Origin of the sequence: Microbacterium pullorum, assembly GCF_014836535.1 — a bacterium.
GTDB classification, from domain to species: Bacteria; Actinomycetota; Actinomycetes; order Actinomycetales; family Microbacteriaceae; genus Microbacterium; species Microbacterium pullorum.
Genome location: NZ_JACSQP010000013.1, coordinates 40,840 through 55,486, shown reverse-complemented (window position 1 = coordinate 55,486; position 14,647 = coordinate 40,840). Strand labels below are relative to the sequence as shown.

Genomic DNA, 14,647 nt, shown 5'->3' with positions numbered 1-14,647 from the left:
CCCTCAAACACCACACCGCCTGGACCGTCACCCAACACCCCGACGGCACCCTGGAATGGACCAGCCCCACCGGGCAGAACTACCTCGACATCCCCCACCGCACCCTCGAATTCACCGCCACCGCCACCGCGACCGCCGACAGCGGCGCGCCACCACCCTTCTAGCGCCAGCATGTCCACCCGCCGACCGGCTACCCACCCCGGACGGCGGGTAGCCGTGCGCACGGTCAGAACCTCCGGCGGGGCGACCTCGGGTTGGCGACTGACTCACTCGCCTCGCGCGTGCACCGGCCTGGCGTCAGGCGGAGGCTCACCGACCTCGTGCACCGAGTGACCCGTGCACGCCGCCTTCGTCACGCTCGCCCGCTCGATGCGCGACAGGGTGAACCACCGCATCGCATCGCGCAGGCGGCACCACCCCACGAGGTACCACTGGCCATTCGTCGAGGCGAACAGCACGGGTTCCACGTCGCGAGTGGTCGTGGCACCCTTCCCCGACGTGTAGCGGATGCGGAGCACCCGCTGCTCGGCCATCGCCTCTTCCAGCACCGACCTGATCGCGCGCGGCGATGCGGGGGTCGGGTTGACCCAGACACGGCCGGCCAGCTCGTCGGCCCGCGCCCGGGTGCGGGGGTCGAGCACATCCAGGATCTTCTGCACCCCGGCCGCCGCCAGATCGGCATACGGCGCATCGGATGCCGCGGACACCGCCGCCATGAGCGCCACGGCCTGCGCGGGCGAAAGGGTGACCGGCGGCAGGGACGCTCCCCCGACCAACCCGTATCCGCCACCCGGACCGGGGCGCGACCAGATGGGCGCACCGCTGTTCTCGAGCGCATCGAGGTCCCGCTTGACCGTGCGCACGGACACACCGAACTCCCGTGCCAGCCGCTCGGCGGAATACCCCCGCGTGCCGCCGCGGCGCAGCATCTCCGACAGGGCGTGGAGCCGCTCGGCCCGCTTCACCGATCACCCCGCATGGAATTCATGCCACAAATAGTGACATACAGCTGTCCGCAGCGCGCGCGAAGGTGGTGACATGACACGCACGACAGACACACCGGCCATCGTCCTCATCGCCGGGCACTGGCTCGGCGGATGGGCGTGGGACGAAGTGCTGCACCACCTGAACGCCGCCGAAGACTTGCGCACCGTCGCGCTGACGCTGCCCGGGCTGGATGACAGCGACCCCGAGCGCGCGTCACGCACCCTCGACGATCAGGTCGCCGCGATCCTCGACGTCTTCTCCCGGCTCGGGGTGTCGAAAGACCAACCCGCCACCCTCGTCGCCCACAGCGGGGCGAACTTCCCCGTCAGCCTCGTGCTCGACCGGCATCCCGAACTGGTCCATCGGGTCGTGTGGGTCGACTCCGGCCCGGTGGCAGACGGGAGCGTCTTCGCCCCCGACCTCCCCGACGAGGTCACCGAGCTGCCGTTGCCGCCGTTCGAGGTCATCGGGCAGCAGGCGAGTCTCGAGGGCCTGAGCGACGCGGCGCTCGAGCGCTTCCGCGCCCGCGCCGTCCCGATGCCCGGCCCCGTCGTGCGTCAGCGCGCCGCACTCACGAACGACGCCCGCCGCGAGGTCGCGACCACCCTGGTGTGCTGCTCGATCCCGAGCACACAGGTGAGGGAGCTCGCTGCGGCAGGCCACCCGATGTTCGCCGAGGTCGCGAACCTCGCCCGTCTCGACGTCGTCGACCTCCCCACAGGCCACTGGCCCATGTGGAGCCGCCCCGGCGACCTCGCCGAGCTCATCCGGTCAGCGGCCGCGCAAACGGACTGACCGGTGGGTCAGACCCCGCCGCCTCCGCCGCCACCGCCACCGCCACCGGCCGAACCGCCACCGGACGCCCCACCCGAGGTCGACGACGACGACATCGCCGCAGACGAGAGCGAGGCGATGCTCGACGAGAAGCTCGCCGCATTGAACGCGGCCGCGCCGTAGTACCAGGTGGGCGTGACGTCGGCACGGTCGTAGAAGACCATCAGCTCGTCGGCCCACTTCTTCTCCTGGCCGAACACGACGGCGTACGGCAGCAGCGCTTCGTAGAGGTGGATCATCTGGCGTGGATCGTTGACGTCGACCGGCCGCCGCTCGGCTCCCGCCGGCGATTGCAGCATGCGGATGCGATCTGCCTCCGCCCAATCGATGAACACCTTCAGACCGGCGAGGTGATCGCGCACCTCGGCTCCCGCTGCGGTCAGTGGACGATGCACCATCAGCCCGACGCCGAGCACAAGCGCACCCGCAGCCACGACGAACAGCACCGCCGGTATGACCGGGGAGACGAAGGAGAGCAGTGCCAGCACCCCGAAGAGGATCACCAGACCCGCGCTGAGCACCACCGCCACGATCGGCCATGCCCGCGCGCCGGCCGGAACCGGCCGACGCAGCCCGCGTCGATCGAGCTCCTGGTCGGCGGCCTTGAGGATCTTGGATGCCACGGTCGACAGCCGCGTGTCCTGCTTGCCGAACTCGAACGTGGCACCGGGTGCCGCATCGGGGCCGAAGAGCCCGTCCAGCAGCATCCGCCCGTCGCCGTCCGCCCGGGACGGGTCGACCAGCTCCACACGCATCTTCGAGCCACCGAACGCCTTCGGCGCACCCTCCAGAATGCGGATCGAGCCGACGATCGCCTGCTCGAGCACCTCGGCGGGAATCGCCTTGGAGGGCTTCCCCAGCAGCACGGCGCTCTCGAGGGCATCGATGTCGCTCGGCGGGATGTATTCGGAGATGATCGTGGGCCGGCCCGGATCATCGCGCAGCCACCGTCGGCGTGACCAGAACGCCGCGCCGACCGCGCCGGCGAGGCCCAGCATCGCCACCGATTGCGCCCAGCCCCACCCCGAGGCGAAGTAGGACGTGTCGAACAGTGTGAAGGTGTCGGGCTGGAACCCGACCGCCATCGTCACCGTCTCGTACGGACCCACGCCTTCGGCCGCGGCGGTGATCGCGGTGCCGCTGCCGTCGGGAGTGATCGACATCTCGCACTGCTCGGTCGCCTCCTGCGCGCCGACGTAACAGGCCTGCTCCCCGGTGAGCGAAGCGGCGAGCGCGGCATCCATGGAGAGCGTGGCCGTCACGCGCCCGAAGCTCTGCGGCCAGTCGACACCGTTGACGTCCCAGTAGAACTCCTGGCCACCGCCGTCGAAGGTCCAGGTGACGTTCTCGAGGTCGTACGTGAAGACGTAGGTCTGCGCACCGTGCACGTAGTCGTCGGCGCGGGAGACCATCTCGAACACCCCGTCTTCGGAGTCGGTCTCGGCGGGCCGTGAGGCGCCCGTCTCGTCGGTGATCGACACGAGCGACGGGCTCAGCGGCTGCCCGTTGTACGACGACGGGATCGCCCGGCGCATGCCGCGGTTCTGCGCGGCATCGGGGAACACCGCCACGAACGTCTCGACGACGTGCAGCCGGCTCGTCCCGTCCTCGTCTCTGGTGAGGGTGTAATCGACGTCGAGGCTCGAGAACTCGAAGTCGTCCACGTCTGCCGCTGCGGGAAGCGCCAGGGCGACGGATGCGACCACCATCACCGCGAACGCCGCGAGCACGAGACCGATCCGTCTGACGATTCGCACCATGGCGCTCAGCCTATGCCGGGTTACAGTGGTCCCCATGACCGACCGCCGCCTCGCCATCGACGCGTGGGAGGCACTCTTCCGGGCGCAACACGAGGTGTTCGAGGAGATCAACGTCGACTTCCGCGATGCGGAGCTGTCACAGGCCGAGTACGACGTGCTGCTCACGGTCACGCGGTCCGACGACCTCACCGCGCGGCTGCGCGAGGTGACGGCCAACATGCTCATCAGCCAGCCCAGCGTCTCGCGTCTGGTGGACCGAATGGTCGCGCGCGGCCTGCTCATCAAGTGCACCGACCCCGAGGACGGACGAGGCGCGGTGGTGACTGCGACGCCGGAGGGCGCTGCCATCTTCCGCCGGCTGGCGGCGCGCCACGGTCAGTCCATCGCGGGCCGCATGTCTGTGCTCGACGACGACGAACTGCAGCAGCTGCGCGACCTCGCCCTCAAGCTCCGCGAGCGCTGAGCCTCACCGGCGCCTCACCAGCGGTTGTGCACCTCTTCGGCCCAGCCGAGGATCTGCTCGAACGCGACCGTCTCGCCGTCCTCGGCGATGAAGGTGCCCGACCAGTGGCCGAAGCACTGGTGGGTGCGCGAGGCCAGCACCGCGAGGTCGGTGCGTCCGGTCTTCAGGTAGAACGGCTCGAAGGTGGCATCCAGCCCACCGCCGCTGACGTGCCACGGCCGCCGCCACTGGTCGAGGTCGTACTCCCACCGCAGCTCGTCGTGGATCTTGTGCAGCCGGTCGCCGATGAGCATGGCGTTCTCGGTCGACCCGGTGCCGTCGGTCCAGCGTCCGCCGACCTGGATGCCGATCGTGCGGCCGTGCGAGATCCCGGAACCTGCGCCCCAGTTCCACTCCACGTCGTAGCGCCAGCGCCCGCGGCCGTGGTCGAGCACCGCCCACGACTGCCCCGCCGGCACGTCGGAGGTGACCCCTTCGACCGTCACAGTGCCGTGCGCCGGGCGCGCGACGTCCTTCACCGTGTACTGGAACCGCCGCGCGGTGAACGGCACGACGACCGCGAGTCGCTCGTGCTCGGGCGCGAGATCGGCGGAGACGTCGAACGACACGTCGGCGATGCGCGCCCGCAGCCGCGTGCCGCCGGGCACCTCGTCGATGTCGATCTCGAGGCCCTTCGCCCGCGCACGGGACGACCCCTGCTCGAGGCGGGGCGCGAGGGCCACACCGCGGGCGGGCAGCACGGTCGCCTCGGCGTGCCAGGTGCGCTCGGTCGCCCGGTCGAGCACCCACACCTCGTGCACGGCGGCGTAGTCGATCGACGACACCGTCAGCGCGAGGATGTGCGTCGGTGTCGTGACGTTCCAGTACTCCCACCGCTTGTTGCGCCCCCACGCGTGCTCGCTCACGCGCGACGCGTCGACGAGCGGCTGCCGCGCCCACCCGACGGCGTCGCGGTTGAGCACACGGCCGTCGCCGGCAGTGAGCGATACGGGTCGGGTCAGTTCGGGCAGGGTCACGCGTGCTCCTCTTCTCGGGCGGCGCGGCGGGATGCCACGGCGGTCAGCACTCGATGACGTTGACGGCGAGCCCGCCCTCGCTCGTCTCCTTGTACTTCGTCGACATGTCGATACCGGTCTGGCGCATCGTCTCGACCACGGTGTCGAGCGAGACGTAGTGCGAGCCGTCGCCGCGCATCGCCAGGCGCGCGGCCGTGACGGCGGTGGAGGCGGCGATCGCGTTGCGCTCGATGCACGGGATCTGCACGAGCCCGCCCACCGGATCGCACGTGAGCCCGAGGTGGTGCTCCATCGCGATCTCGGCGGCGTTCTCGATCTGCCGGTTCGTGCCGCCCATGACGGCGGTGAGGCCGGCCGCGGCCATCGCGCACGCCGACCCCACCTCGGCCTGGCATCCGCCTTCGGCTCCCGAGATCGATGCATTCGCCTTGAAGAGCGAGCCGAGCGCGGTCGCCGTCAGCAGGAACCGGCGGATGCCGCGGCGCCGATTCGCCTCGGTGCGGGCGGCCTCGTCGATCGGGTCGGCGTGCTCGCCCGTCGGCGCGTGGAACCCGAGCAGGGCGCTTCCGACGAGCTCGCCGTAGGGCGTCACGGCATTGCCGTCGCCGAGGCCGACGTCCGCCAGGAATCGCCACCAGAACATGCCGATGGCCGGGAGGATGCCCGCCGCGCCGTTGGTCGGCGCGGTGACGACGCGGCCACCGGCGGCGTTCTCCTCGTTGACGGCGAGGGCGAACGCGCCCAGCCACTCGCCCGGCAGTTCGCGATGCCCCTCGGCCTGGACAGCCTCGAGCTGCTGACGGATGAGACCCGCCCGGCGCTTGACCTTGAGCATGCCCGGGAGCACCCCATCGGCGTGCAGGCCCGCCTCGACGCACGCGCTCATGGCATCCCAGATCGCATCGAGCCCGGCCGCGACCTCAGCCTCGCTGCGCAGCGCCTGCTCGTTCAGCCGCGCCGCCTCGGCGATGGTGATGCCGCGTTCGTCGCAGAGGGCGATCAGTTCGTCTGCACTGTCGTACTGCAGTGGGAAGGGGGTGGTCGCCACCTGGGGGGCTTCGCCCTCGCGGCGGATGAAGCCGCCGCCGACGGAGTAGTAGGTCTCCTCGGCGACGGTGGCACCGGCGGCATCCGTGGCTGTCAGTGTCATGGCGTTGGGGTGCCCGGGCAGCCGCGTGCGCGGCGCGAAGGTGATGTGCTCCTTCGCGAAGGCGACGGGGTGCGTGCCGTCGAGCACGAGGTCGCTGCCGGCCGGCCAGTCGGTCCACGCGTGGCGCACCGTCGCGGGATCAACCGACTCGGGGGTGTGCCCCTGCAGGCCCGCGACCACGGCGTCGGGCGTGCCGTGGCCGATGCCGGTCGCACCGAGCGAGCCGTACAGCGCGCAGTCGAGCCGCGCGACGCTCGGCAGGGTTCCCGCCTCGCGCAGGCGCGCCGCGAAATCGCGCCCGGCTCGCATGGGGCCGACGGTGTGGGAGCTCGAGGGGCCTACTCCGATGGAGAACAGCTCGAACGCCGAGACGTATGCGCTCACCCGTCGAGCCTACGTCGCCGGGGCCGCGACGGGGGTCAAGGGCGCTGGAAGGCGACGAGCCCGACGGCGTTGCCCTCCGAGTCGCGTACGAACGCCTGCCATTCGTCGTACCCAGCCGGCCCGAGGGTGTCGTCGTCGTGCCGGAAGATCACGTGCGGCGCCGTCACCACCTCGATGCCCGGCACCCGCTCGAGCGTCTCGTGCACGTTGTCGACTTCGAGGTAGACCAGCGCCGACGGCGCAGACCGGTCGAGCAGCAGCCGCACCCCGTCGAGGTCGAAGAACACCAGCTCAGGGTCGTCGAAGCGGGCGACGGGCTCGGCGTCGAGCAGCGTGGCGTAGAACGTTGCGGCCCGGTCGAGATCGACCGCGTGCTGTGCGATTTGCAGCAGTTTCATGTGCGGCAGTCTGTCATGCGCAGCGGAGCCCCGGACCGGTGTGGTCCGGGGCTCCGGCGCATTCGTGCGGTGGCGCCGCTTACGCCTGCGACGACTCGTTCACCGAGAGCGTCGGGTTCGAGTCCTCGGTGGTCACCTCGACCTTGCGGGGCTTGGCCTTCTCGCTCACCGGGATGCGCACGCTCAGCACGCCGTTGCGGTAGCTGGCGGCGATGTGCTCTGTGTCCAGGCCCTGGCCGAGGCTCAGCTGGCGCAGGAAGCTGCCGGCCTCACGCTCACGGGTGATCCACTTCACGCCTTCTCCGACATTGAGAGTGCGCTCGGCGCGGATGGTGAGCAGCTGGCCGTCGACGTCGATGTCGACCGAGCCCGGGTCGACGCCCGGCAGGTCGGCGGCGAGCACGTAGTGATCGCCTTCACGGTAGAGATCCATCGGCATCTGCCGCGGTCCGCGGCGCACCGGGTCCATCAGGTTCGTTGCGAAACGCTCCAGGTCACGGAGCGGGTCGTAGTTCGCCATATCGTCTCCTCTCGAGCGGTGCCGGAGTTCCGGCATCCATCAGGTCTGCAAACTTGAGTCGCATCGACTCAAGTACGTCCAGATTAGCATTCGCGTTCGAGAGTGCCAAGGGGTCACGCTTACGTGAGCGGCGATCGTGGCGGCATCCGCACCCGGGAAACACGAAAGGCCCCGGCGAACCGGGGCCTTTCGTTACTGTCTCAACACAGTGTGCGCCCGAAGAGACTCGAACTCCCAACCTTCTGATCCGTAGTCAGATGCTCTATCCATTGAGCTACGGGCGCATGGCCTGTGCACTGTCGTGCGGGCCGTCGATAAGCCTACCCGACGTCGGCGCGAGGCGCGAATCGAACGGCTCGGCGGCGGTCATCCGGGCGCGTCGCCCCGTTCGGCGACGGCGCGCTTGACGGCCTGGCGGTGCGCGCGCAGCTTCGGGATGTCGACCATGCGCAGCGCCTGCATGCGCGCGCGCCGCATCCGCTCGTAGTCGGGTTCGAGGTCGGGGCGGGCGGCTTCGATGCTCAGCGTGCGGTCGATGTTCTTCGCCACCTCCGACCAGGCCGCGTCACGGGCGTCCTCCACGAGCTTCGCGAGCTCCAGCGGATCCTCGGCTCGCTCCCGCAGCTCCTTGGCGATGTGGCGTGATTGGCGGGCGCGTTTGCGCAGGTTGCGCACGTCGCGACTGCGGTAGTCGTGGGTGCCGTCCGAGTCGGTATGGCGCCCCTTGGCTGTCTTGCGCTCGCGCTCGGCGCGCTCGGCGTCAGCCTCCGCCTCGTCCGCCAGGTGCAGCAGAGTCTCCCGCGCGTGGGGGACGAACCGGGCCTCGGAGTAGTCCTCGCCACCGGTGAGGATGTCTACGAGGATGCGGTTCTTCAATGCGAGCCGCGTCGCCGCCGATGCGATGTAGAGCCCCTCGGCGACGATGTCGTCGTGCTTGACTTTTCGTCGCTGCGCCACGGCACCCCCTTGAAACGATCCTAGGCCGAGGGGTGCGTCGGAATCGATTCGGGATTCCCGCGGGCGACCGGGATGCCAGGAGCCTCGCGCGCCGCGTGACACCTACTCCAAGCGGCGGCTGAGCCCCGTCATAGCGATCGCATAGGTGCGCGTCGCTGAATGGAGGCATCCCGAACAGGAAGGACCCATGGACATCGTCGCTGCCATCGCACTGGATCTCGTCGCCATCTTCGTGCTCGCCTACGCGGTGTACTTCCCGCGTCACCGGCGCCGGGATCTCGCGATCGCGTTCGTCGGCATCAACGTCGGCGTTGTGGCGGTGTCGATGGTGCTGGGCTCCACGACGATCGGTGCGGGACTCGGGCTCGGTCTCTTCGGCGTGCTCTCGATCATCCGCCTGCGCTCGAGCGAGATCGACCAGAGCGAGATCGCCTACTACTTCGCCGCCCTCGCGATCGGCCTCGTGTGCGGACTGTCCACCACGTTCAGCTGGCTGAGCGTGGGCCTGGTCACCCTCATCGTCGCGGTGCTCGCCGTGGTCGACAGCCCGGCGATGCTCCGCCGCTCGCGCGAACAGTCGATGGTGCTCGACCGCGCCTACACCGACGAGCGTGCCGCGACCGCCGCCGTCGAGCAGCTGCTCGGCTGCCCCGTGCACGGCATCACCATCCGGTGTGTCGACCTCGTCTCGGACACCACGACCGTGGATGTGCGGTTCGCGCAGCCGCGCGAGCCGCGCGGGGTGATGGCGCGATGACGGCGCTCGCGACGCTCCACAACCTCCACCCGGTGAGCCTGGAGGATCTGAACGCGGCCGCAGAACTGCAGACGCGCGTGGACCGCAAATACCTCCTGACGCGGCGCGACCTGCCCGCCGTGCTCGCACAGCTGCCGGCCGGCACCGAGGTGCTCGAGGTCGGCGGCGAGCGACTGCTGCGCTACGCATCCCGCTACTTCGACACCCCGGAACTGGACAGCTACCTGGGCGCCGCCCACGGCAGGCGTCGCCGGTTCAAGGTGCGGGCACGCACGTACGTCGACTCCGGCGGATCATTCCTCGAGGTCAAGACCCGCGGCGGACGCTCGGCCACCGTGAAGGACCGCGTCCCCGTCGGCGACGACGGAGTGCGCGCGGGCCTCGACGAGGCGGCGGTGGGCTATGCCGCGGGCATGCTCGCCGAAGCCGGCATCCCACACGCCGAGCCGATCGCACAGCGCCTCGAACCGGTGCTCACCACCGGCTACCGCCGGGCGACGCTGCTGCTGCCGGGCGACGACGGCGATGCCTCCCGCGGAACGATCGATATCGACCTGCGGTGGCGCGACCTGCACGCCCCCGACGACACCGGCACGCTCACGCTCCCCGATGCCGTGATCGTCGAGACGAAATCGGGATGCCGCGCCGGAGCGCTCGACCGGGCGCTCTGGCGCTGCGGGCACCGACCGGCGACGGTCTCGAAGTACGCCACGGGCCTGGCGGCACTGCGTCCGGGCCTGCCCCGCAACAAATGGCACCGCACCCTGCAACGCCACTTCTCCACTCCGAAAGGACACGCATGACCCCCCTGCCCGAGCCCTCTTCTCGCCGCCGACTGTGGCTGGTGGCGGGTCCCGCGGCCCTCGCACTCACCCTCACCGGCTGCGCGACCGGCACGCAGACCGCAGCCACCGCCGCGACCACCGACGCGACCACCGAGTCCGAGCGCACCGTCGACACGACGCTCGACGGCTTCTCCACCGCGGCCGATGTGCTCGCCGGCAACCAGCAGGCGCACGATGACGCCACCGACGTCGAGTGGGCGGAAGCGGATGCCACGGCGATCGATCTCGACGGGTCGAGCGCGTCGTCGGAGTCGGCAGACGTCGACATCACGGGCTCGACCGTCACGATCTCCGCCGCCGGCACCTACGTGCTCAGCGGCGATCTGGAGGGCCAGGTCGTGGTCGACAGCGCAGGCGAGGGAACCGTGACCCTCGTGCTCGACGGCGTCGACATCGCCCACACCGCCGGTGCCGCGATCGACATCGTCGCCGCCGACGAAGCCGTGGTCGTGCTGGCCGACGGCTCGTCGAACACCCTGAGCGACGCCGCGAGCTACCCCGAGGACGTCGAGGCGAACGCCGCGCTCGCCAGCGCCGCCGACCTCACCATCACGGGTTCCGGCGCCGTGTCGGTCGCCGGCAACGGCAACGACGGCATCGCGTCGCGCGACGGACTGGTGATCCAGTCGGGCACCATCAACGTCGACGCGGCCGACGACGGCATCCGCGGCAAGGACTACCTCATCGTCCGCGACGGCGACATCGCCGTCGATGCCGGCGGCGACGGGCTGAAGGCCGACAACGAGGAGGATGCCGACCGCGGCTTCATCGCGATCGAAGACGGCACGCTCGCCCTCACGGTCGGCGGCGACGGCATCGATGCGTACACCGACGTCGTGCAGACCGGCGGCACCGTGGACATCACCGCCGGTGGCGGGGCGACCTCCGACCCCGAATCGGGCGCCAAGGGTGTCGTGGCGGGCACCATCGCGGTGCTCGAGGCCGGGTCGACCCTCATCGATGCAGCCGACGACGCCGTCAACACCGACGCGTACCTGCACCTCGCCGGTGCCGACGTGGAGTTCTCCAGCGGTGACGACGGCGCCCACGCCGAGCTGCAGCTGGTCGTCTCGGATGGCGAGGTCAGCGTGCCCTCGTCGGTCGAGGGCCTCGAGGCCGGGCAGATCACGATCGAGGGCGGCACCATCTCGCTGACCGCGAGCGACGACGCCGTCAACGTCTCGGAGCCCGACGCCGGCGCCGCCGCGCTCACGCTCGTGATCACCGGCGGTGACCTGACCGTCGACGCGGGCGGCGACGGCCTCGACGCCAACGGCACGGTCGAGATGAGCGGCGGCACCGTGACCGTGCAGGGCCCCACGAACGACGGCAACGGCGCGATCGACGCCGACGGCGGGGTGACGATCTCGGGCGGCACGCTCTATGCGCTCGGCACCGCAGGCATGGTGCAGGCACCCAGCGCCGAGTCCGCCCAGGCCAGCGTGCAGTTCACCGTGAACAGCCGCATCCCCGCCGGCACCACCCTCACCATCGTGTCAGCCTCGGGCGAACAGCTCGGCACCGTGACGACGAGCAAGCAGGCGCAGAGCCTGGTGTTCTCCACCGCGGGCATCGTCAACGGCGAGACCTACTCGCTCGTCGCCGACGGCACGACCCTCGCCACTGCCGTCGCCGGGCAGCAGAGCTCGGCCGGCATGGGCGAACCGGGTGCGGGAGGCCCGGGCGGGGGCGCTCCCGGCGCGCCGCGCTGACCGCAGCGCGCCGCGCCGATACCACCGGGGCAGACCCGATTCAACCCCATGACCGGCGAAGGGCCCGGGGTTAGCGTCGAGACACGCCAGACGGCCGGATCGACGCGGGCCGCCTCCACGAAAGGAGCGAATCATGGGTTTCATCGATGACGCGAAGGACGCAGCCGAGACGGCCGCCCGCAAGGCCAAGGATGCGTTCGAGGACACCGTCGACAAGGTCAAGGACAAGGTCGACGAGCACAAGGCAGAGGCCGACGTGAAGAAGGCCGAGGCGGACCGCGACTCCGTGCAGACCCGCAATGAGGTCAAGGAGAAGCTCCGCGACGACAGCTGACTCCGCGAAGCGAGGGGCTCGGAACTGCGGTTCCGGGCCCCTCCTTCGTGCGGTGACCGCCGTCGCGCGCGACTCAGATCGCGAAGATGCGCCAGCTCGCCTCGGCGACGGCCCCCGGCTCGATGACGATGAGGCCGGGGTCGAAGTCGTAGCGCGGCGCGTTGAACGCATCGGGCGCACACGTCATCGGCTCGACGGCCAGCCCTGCGCGGTGGCCGGCCTGGGCCGCGCCGCCGGGCAGGTCGGCGGTGTGCACCTGCACCCAGGGGCACGCGGCGTCCCACGCGATGCCGACGCCGTGACCGCCCTCCGCCGTGACGCGCACGGTGCTGATGCCGCCGGCATGCGGGGCGAGCCCGGTGAACGCGTGGTCGATCTCGGTCGCGCCGATCGTGCGCGGGACACGGAAGTCGAACGCGGCATCCACCGGGCCGAGCGTGGTCGGGATGAGCCGGTCGGGCGTGACCTGCAGCACCTCGGATGCCGGGAGCTCGAGGGTCCAGTCGTCGACCGTGCCCTCCCCCGCCACGAGATACGGGTGCGGGCCGGTGCCGAACGGCACCGGGTGGGCAGACAGGTTCTCGGCTCGCACGGTCTGGGTGAGGCCGTCGTCACCGAGCGCGAACGACGTCGTCACCCGCACGCGCCACGGGTAGCCGGTCTGCGGCTCGATCACCGCGGTGAGGGTCACGTGGTCCGACCCCTTGTCGACGGCGTCGTAGTCGAGCCAAGCCGCCAGGCCGTGGAGCGCATGGTGACGCGCGGGCTCCGTGAGCGGCAGCTGGTGCTCGGCGCCGCCGAAGGAGTACCGACCGTCGACGATGCGGTTCGGCCACGGCACGAGGGTCGCGCCGCGGTAGGCGGGGCGTACCTCGTCGGCTTCGAACGGCACGACGAGGTCGCGGCCGTCGTGGGTGAAGGAGCGCAGTGAAGCGCCGACGCTCGCGACGACCACCTCGCAGCGCCCGTGACGGAGGACGTGCTGGATGCCGGATGCCGGAATGTGCGGCATGTCAGATCCCCTGCGCCAGGCGGTAGTAGGCCGCGTTCCAGCGCAGCTCCTGCTGGAAGCCGCGCACCGTGGTGTCCTCGTCGATGACGAGCAGCTCGGTGCCGGCGATCTCGGCGAAGTCGCGGAACACCTCGATGCCGACCGCGGTGGACATGACGGTGTGGTGGGCAGCGCCCGCGGCCAGCCAGCATCCGGCGCTCGTGGCGAAGTCGGGGGCGGGCTTCCAGACCGCCCGGCCCACGGGCAGGTTCGGCAGGTCGGGCGCGTCGACGTTCTCGACCACGTTCGCGACGAGGCGGAACCTGTCGCGCATGTCGCTCAGCGCGACGACGATGGCGGGGCCGGGGTCGGCGGTGAAGACCAGGCGCACCGGGTCTTCCTTGCCGCCGATGCCGAGGGCGTGCACCTCGAGCCGTGGTTTGGCGGTCGTCAGCGACGGCGACACCTCGAGCATGTGGGCGCCGAGGATCTTCTCGGAGCCTTCGACGAGGTCGTAGGTGTAGTCCTCCATGAGGCTCGCGCCCCCGGGGAGGCCCGCACCCATGACATTGGCGACGCGCACCAGGATGGCCGTCTTCCAGTCACCCTCGGCGCCGAAGCCGTAGCCCTCGGCCATGAGGCGCTGCACCGCGAGGCCGGGCAGCTGCTTCAGCGCGCCCAGGTCTTCGAACGAGGTCGTGAAGGCGCCGAAGCCGCCCGCCTCGAGGAACGTGCGCAGGCCCACTTCGATCGCCGCGCCGTCGCGCAGCGACTGGTGGCGCTCAGCACCGGGGCGGAGCTCCTCGGCGACGTCGTACGCCTCGAGGTACTCGGCCACGAGGGCGTCGACCTGGTCGTCGGATGCCGCGGCGACGGCATCCGCCAGCTCGTTCACACCCCACGTGTTCACCTGCACACCGAAACGCAGCTCGGCCTCGGTCTTGTCGCCCTCGGTCACGGCGACGTAGCGCATGTTGTCGCCGAAGCGGGCGAGCTTGAGGGTGCGGGCGGCCTGCCAGCCGGCGGCGGCGCGCTGCCACTGCTCGATCTGCTCGAGCACGACGGGGTTCGACACGTGCCCGACGACGGTCTTGCGGGCGACCTTCAGGCGCGTCTGGATGTACCCGAACTCACGGTCGCCGTGGGCGGCCTGGTTGAGGTTCATGAAGTCGAAGTCGATGTCGTTCCACGGCAGCTCGACGTTGGCCTGCGTGTGCAGGTGCAGCAGCGGCTTGGTGAGGGCGTCGAGGCCGCCGATCCACATCTTGGCGGGGCTGAAGGTGTGCATCCACGCGATGACGCCGATGACGTCGTCGCGGGCGTTCACCTCGAGGGCCAGGCGACGGATGCTGTCGGAATCCTTCAGCACGGGCTTCCAGACGACGCGCACCGGGAGCCCCGACATGCCGGCGACGACGGCCTGGGACTGGTCGGCGACCTGGCGCAGGGTCTCTTCGCCGTAGAGGTTCTGGCTGCCGGTGACGAACCAGACCTCGTAGCCGTCGAGGGATGTGGAGAGGGCCATGGGTGTTCCTTCGC

General features: G+C 70.5%; 15 protein-coding genes and 1 tRNA gene. 6 read left to right on the top strand and 10 right to left on the bottom strand.

Going from position 1 to position 14,647, the window contains the following annotated elements; genetic code table 11:
• Positions 1 to 266: 266 nt before the first annotated feature.
• Positions 267 to 965: a helix-turn-helix transcriptional regulator gene (locus H9651_RS14340; protein WP_191720012.1), complete on the bottom strand. Its 699-nt coding sequence runs from the start codon at positions 963 to 965 to the stop codon at positions 267 to 269.
• Between the two features lie 73 nt (positions 966 to 1,038).
• Between H9651_RS14340 and H9651_RS14335 the strand changes: the two genes are divergently transcribed.
• The gene (locus tag H9651_RS14335) at positions 1,039 to 1,782 is read left to right on the top strand and encodes an alpha/beta fold hydrolase (RefSeq protein ID WP_191720011.1); all 744 of its coding nucleotides are present in this window, start codon (positions 1,039 to 1,041) and stop codon (positions 1,780 to 1,782) included.
• Positions 1,783 to 1,790: 8 nt separating this feature from the next.
• Here the strand turns inward: H9651_RS14335 and H9651_RS14330 are convergent, their stop codons facing one another.
• Entirely contained in the window at positions 1,791 to 3,581 is a 1,791-nt protein-coding gene (locus H9651_RS14330; RefSeq protein WP_225216832.1) for a DUF2207 domain-containing protein, read from the bottom strand.
• A 34-nt stretch (positions 3,582 to 3,615) separates the two neighbouring features.
• Here H9651_RS14330 and H9651_RS14325 point away from each other — a divergent pair, with 34 nt between their 5' ends.
• Positions 3,616 to 4,044, top strand: coding sequence for a MarR family winged helix-turn-helix transcriptional regulator (locus H9651_RS14325; RefSeq protein ID WP_191720009.1), 429 nt, complete (start codon positions 3,616 to 3,618; stop codon positions 4,042 to 4,044).
• A 14-nt stretch (positions 4,045 to 4,058) separates the two neighbouring features.
• On the opposite strand, the gene H9651_RS14320 is transcribed toward H9651_RS14325, so the two are convergent.
• The 6 genes from H9651_RS14320 to H9651_RS14295 form a co-directional block, all read right to left on the bottom strand.
• The gene (locus tag H9651_RS14320) at positions 4,059 to 5,060 is read right to left on the bottom strand and encodes a DUF2804 domain-containing protein (protein WP_191720008.1); all 1,002 of its coding nucleotides are present in this window, start codon (positions 5,058 to 5,060) and stop codon (positions 4,059 to 4,061) included.
• Between the two features lie 43 nt (positions 5,061 to 5,103).
• Positions 5,104 to 6,594, bottom strand: a complete 1,491-nt coding sequence (locus H9651_RS14315) for an L-serine ammonia-lyase, iron-sulfur-dependent, subunit alpha (RefSeq protein WP_191720007.1) — start codon at positions 6,592 to 6,594, stop codon at positions 5,104 to 5,106.
• A 35-nt stretch (positions 6,595 to 6,629) separates the two neighbouring features.
• Entirely contained in the window at positions 6,630 to 6,992 is a 363-nt protein-coding gene (locus tag H9651_RS14310) for a VOC family protein (RefSeq protein ID WP_191720006.1), read from the bottom strand.
• 79 nt (positions 6,993 to 7,071) lie between these two features.
• Positions 7,072 to 7,512, bottom strand: coding sequence for an Hsp20/alpha crystallin family protein (locus tag H9651_RS14305; RefSeq protein WP_191720005.1), 441 nt, complete (start codon positions 7,510 to 7,512; stop codon positions 7,072 to 7,074).
• A 211-nt stretch (positions 7,513 to 7,723) separates the two neighbouring features.
• Positions 7,724 to 7,796: transfer RNA gene (locus tag H9651_RS14300), tRNA-Arg, on the bottom strand.
• Between the two features lie 82 nt (positions 7,797 to 7,878).
• Positions 7,879 to 8,469 carry an asparagine synthase gene (locus H9651_RS14295; RefSeq protein ID WP_191720004.1) on the bottom strand — a complete coding sequence of 197 codons (591 nt, stop codon included), beginning with the start codon at positions 8,467 to 8,469 and terminating at the stop codon, positions 7,879 to 7,881.
• Positions 8,470 to 8,656: 187 nt separating this feature from the next.
• On the opposite strand from H9651_RS14295, the gene H9651_RS14290 reads away from it, so the two are divergent.
• The 4 genes from H9651_RS14290 to H9651_RS14275 all read left to right on the top strand — a co-directional run bounded on the left by H9651_RS14290 (position 8,657) and on the right by H9651_RS14275 (position 12,117).
• Positions 8,657 to 9,226 (top strand): DUF4956 domain-containing protein, encoded by a 570-nt coding sequence (locus H9651_RS14290; protein ID WP_191720003.1) that lies wholly within the window; start codon positions 8,657 to 8,659, stop codon positions 9,224 to 9,226.
• Positions 9,223 to 10,029: a polyphosphate polymerase domain-containing protein gene (locus tag H9651_RS14285; RefSeq protein ID WP_191720002.1), complete on the top strand. Its 807-nt coding sequence runs from the start codon at positions 9,223 to 9,225 to the stop codon at positions 10,027 to 10,029. Before H9651_RS14290 ends, H9651_RS14285 begins: the two co-directional genes overlap by 4 nt.
• Positions 10,026 to 11,783 carry a carbohydrate-binding domain-containing protein gene (locus H9651_RS14280; RefSeq protein WP_191720001.1) on the top strand — a complete coding sequence of 586 codons (1,758 nt, stop codon included), beginning with the start codon at positions 10,026 to 10,028 and terminating at the stop codon, positions 11,781 to 11,783. Before H9651_RS14285 ends, H9651_RS14280 begins: the two co-directional genes overlap by 4 nt.
• A 133-nt stretch (positions 11,784 to 11,916) precedes the next feature.
• Positions 11,917 to 12,117: a hypothetical protein gene (locus H9651_RS14275; protein ID WP_191720000.1), complete on the top strand. Its 201-nt coding sequence runs from the start codon at positions 11,917 to 11,919 to the stop codon at positions 12,115 to 12,117.
• A 73-nt stretch (positions 12,118 to 12,190) separates the two neighbouring features.
• On the opposite strand, the gene H9651_RS14270 is transcribed toward H9651_RS14275, so the two are convergent.
• Positions 12,191 to 13,129 carry an aldose 1-epimerase family protein gene (locus H9651_RS14270; protein WP_191719999.1) on the bottom strand — a complete coding sequence of 313 codons (939 nt, stop codon included), beginning with the start codon at positions 13,127 to 13,129 and terminating at the stop codon, positions 12,191 to 12,193.
• 1 nt (position 13,130) lies between these two features.
• A complete protein-coding gene (gene araA, locus H9651_RS14265) occupies positions 13,131 to 14,633 on the bottom strand; it encodes an L-arabinose isomerase (RefSeq protein WP_191719998.1) in 1,503 nt (500 codons plus the stop codon).
• Between the last annotated feature and the right edge of the window lie 14 nt (positions 14,634 to 14,647).

Bases quoted from the DNA above. Each gene is read 5' to 3' on its own strand.
- H9651_RS14335 (WP_191720011.1), top strand. From the start codon at position 1,039: ATGACACGCACGACAGACACACCGGCCATCGTCCTCATCGCCGGGCAC.
- H9651_RS14330 (WP_225216832.1), bottom strand. From the start codon at position 3,581: ATGGTGCGAATCGTCAGACGGATCGGTCTCGTGCTCGCGGCGTTCGCG.
- H9651_RS14325 (WP_191720009.1), top strand. From the start codon at position 3,616: ATGACCGACCGCCGCCTCGCCATCGACGCGTGGGAGGCACTCTTCCGG.
- H9651_RS14310 (WP_191720006.1), bottom strand. From the start codon at position 6,992: ATGAAACTGCTGCAAATCGCACAGCACGCGGTCGATCTCGACCGGGCC.
- H9651_RS14305 (WP_191720005.1), bottom strand. From the start codon at position 7,512: ATGGCGAACTACGACCCGCTCCGTGACCTGGAGCGTTTCGCAACGAAC.
- H9651_RS14290 (WP_191720003.1), top strand. From the start codon at position 8,657: ATGGACATCGTCGCTGCCATCGCACTGGATCTCGTCGCCATCTTCGTG.
- H9651_RS14285 (WP_191720002.1), top strand. From the start codon at position 9,223: ATGACGGCGCTCGCGACGCTCCACAACCTCCACCCGGTGAGCCTGGAG.
- H9651_RS14280 (WP_191720001.1), top strand. From the start codon at position 10,026: ATGACCCCCCTGCCCGAGCCCTCTTCTCGCCGCCGACTGTGGCTGGTG.
- H9651_RS14275 (WP_191720000.1), top strand. From the start codon at position 11,917: ATGGGTTTCATCGATGACGCGAAGGACGCAGCCGAGACGGCCGCCCGC.
- H9651_RS14270 (WP_191719999.1), bottom strand. From the start codon at position 13,129: ATGCCGCACATTCCGGCATCCGGCATCCAGCACGTCCTCCGTCACGGG.
- araA (WP_191719998.1), bottom strand. From the start codon at position 14,633: ATGGCCCTCTCCACATCCCTCGACGGCTACGAGGTCTGGTTCGTCACC.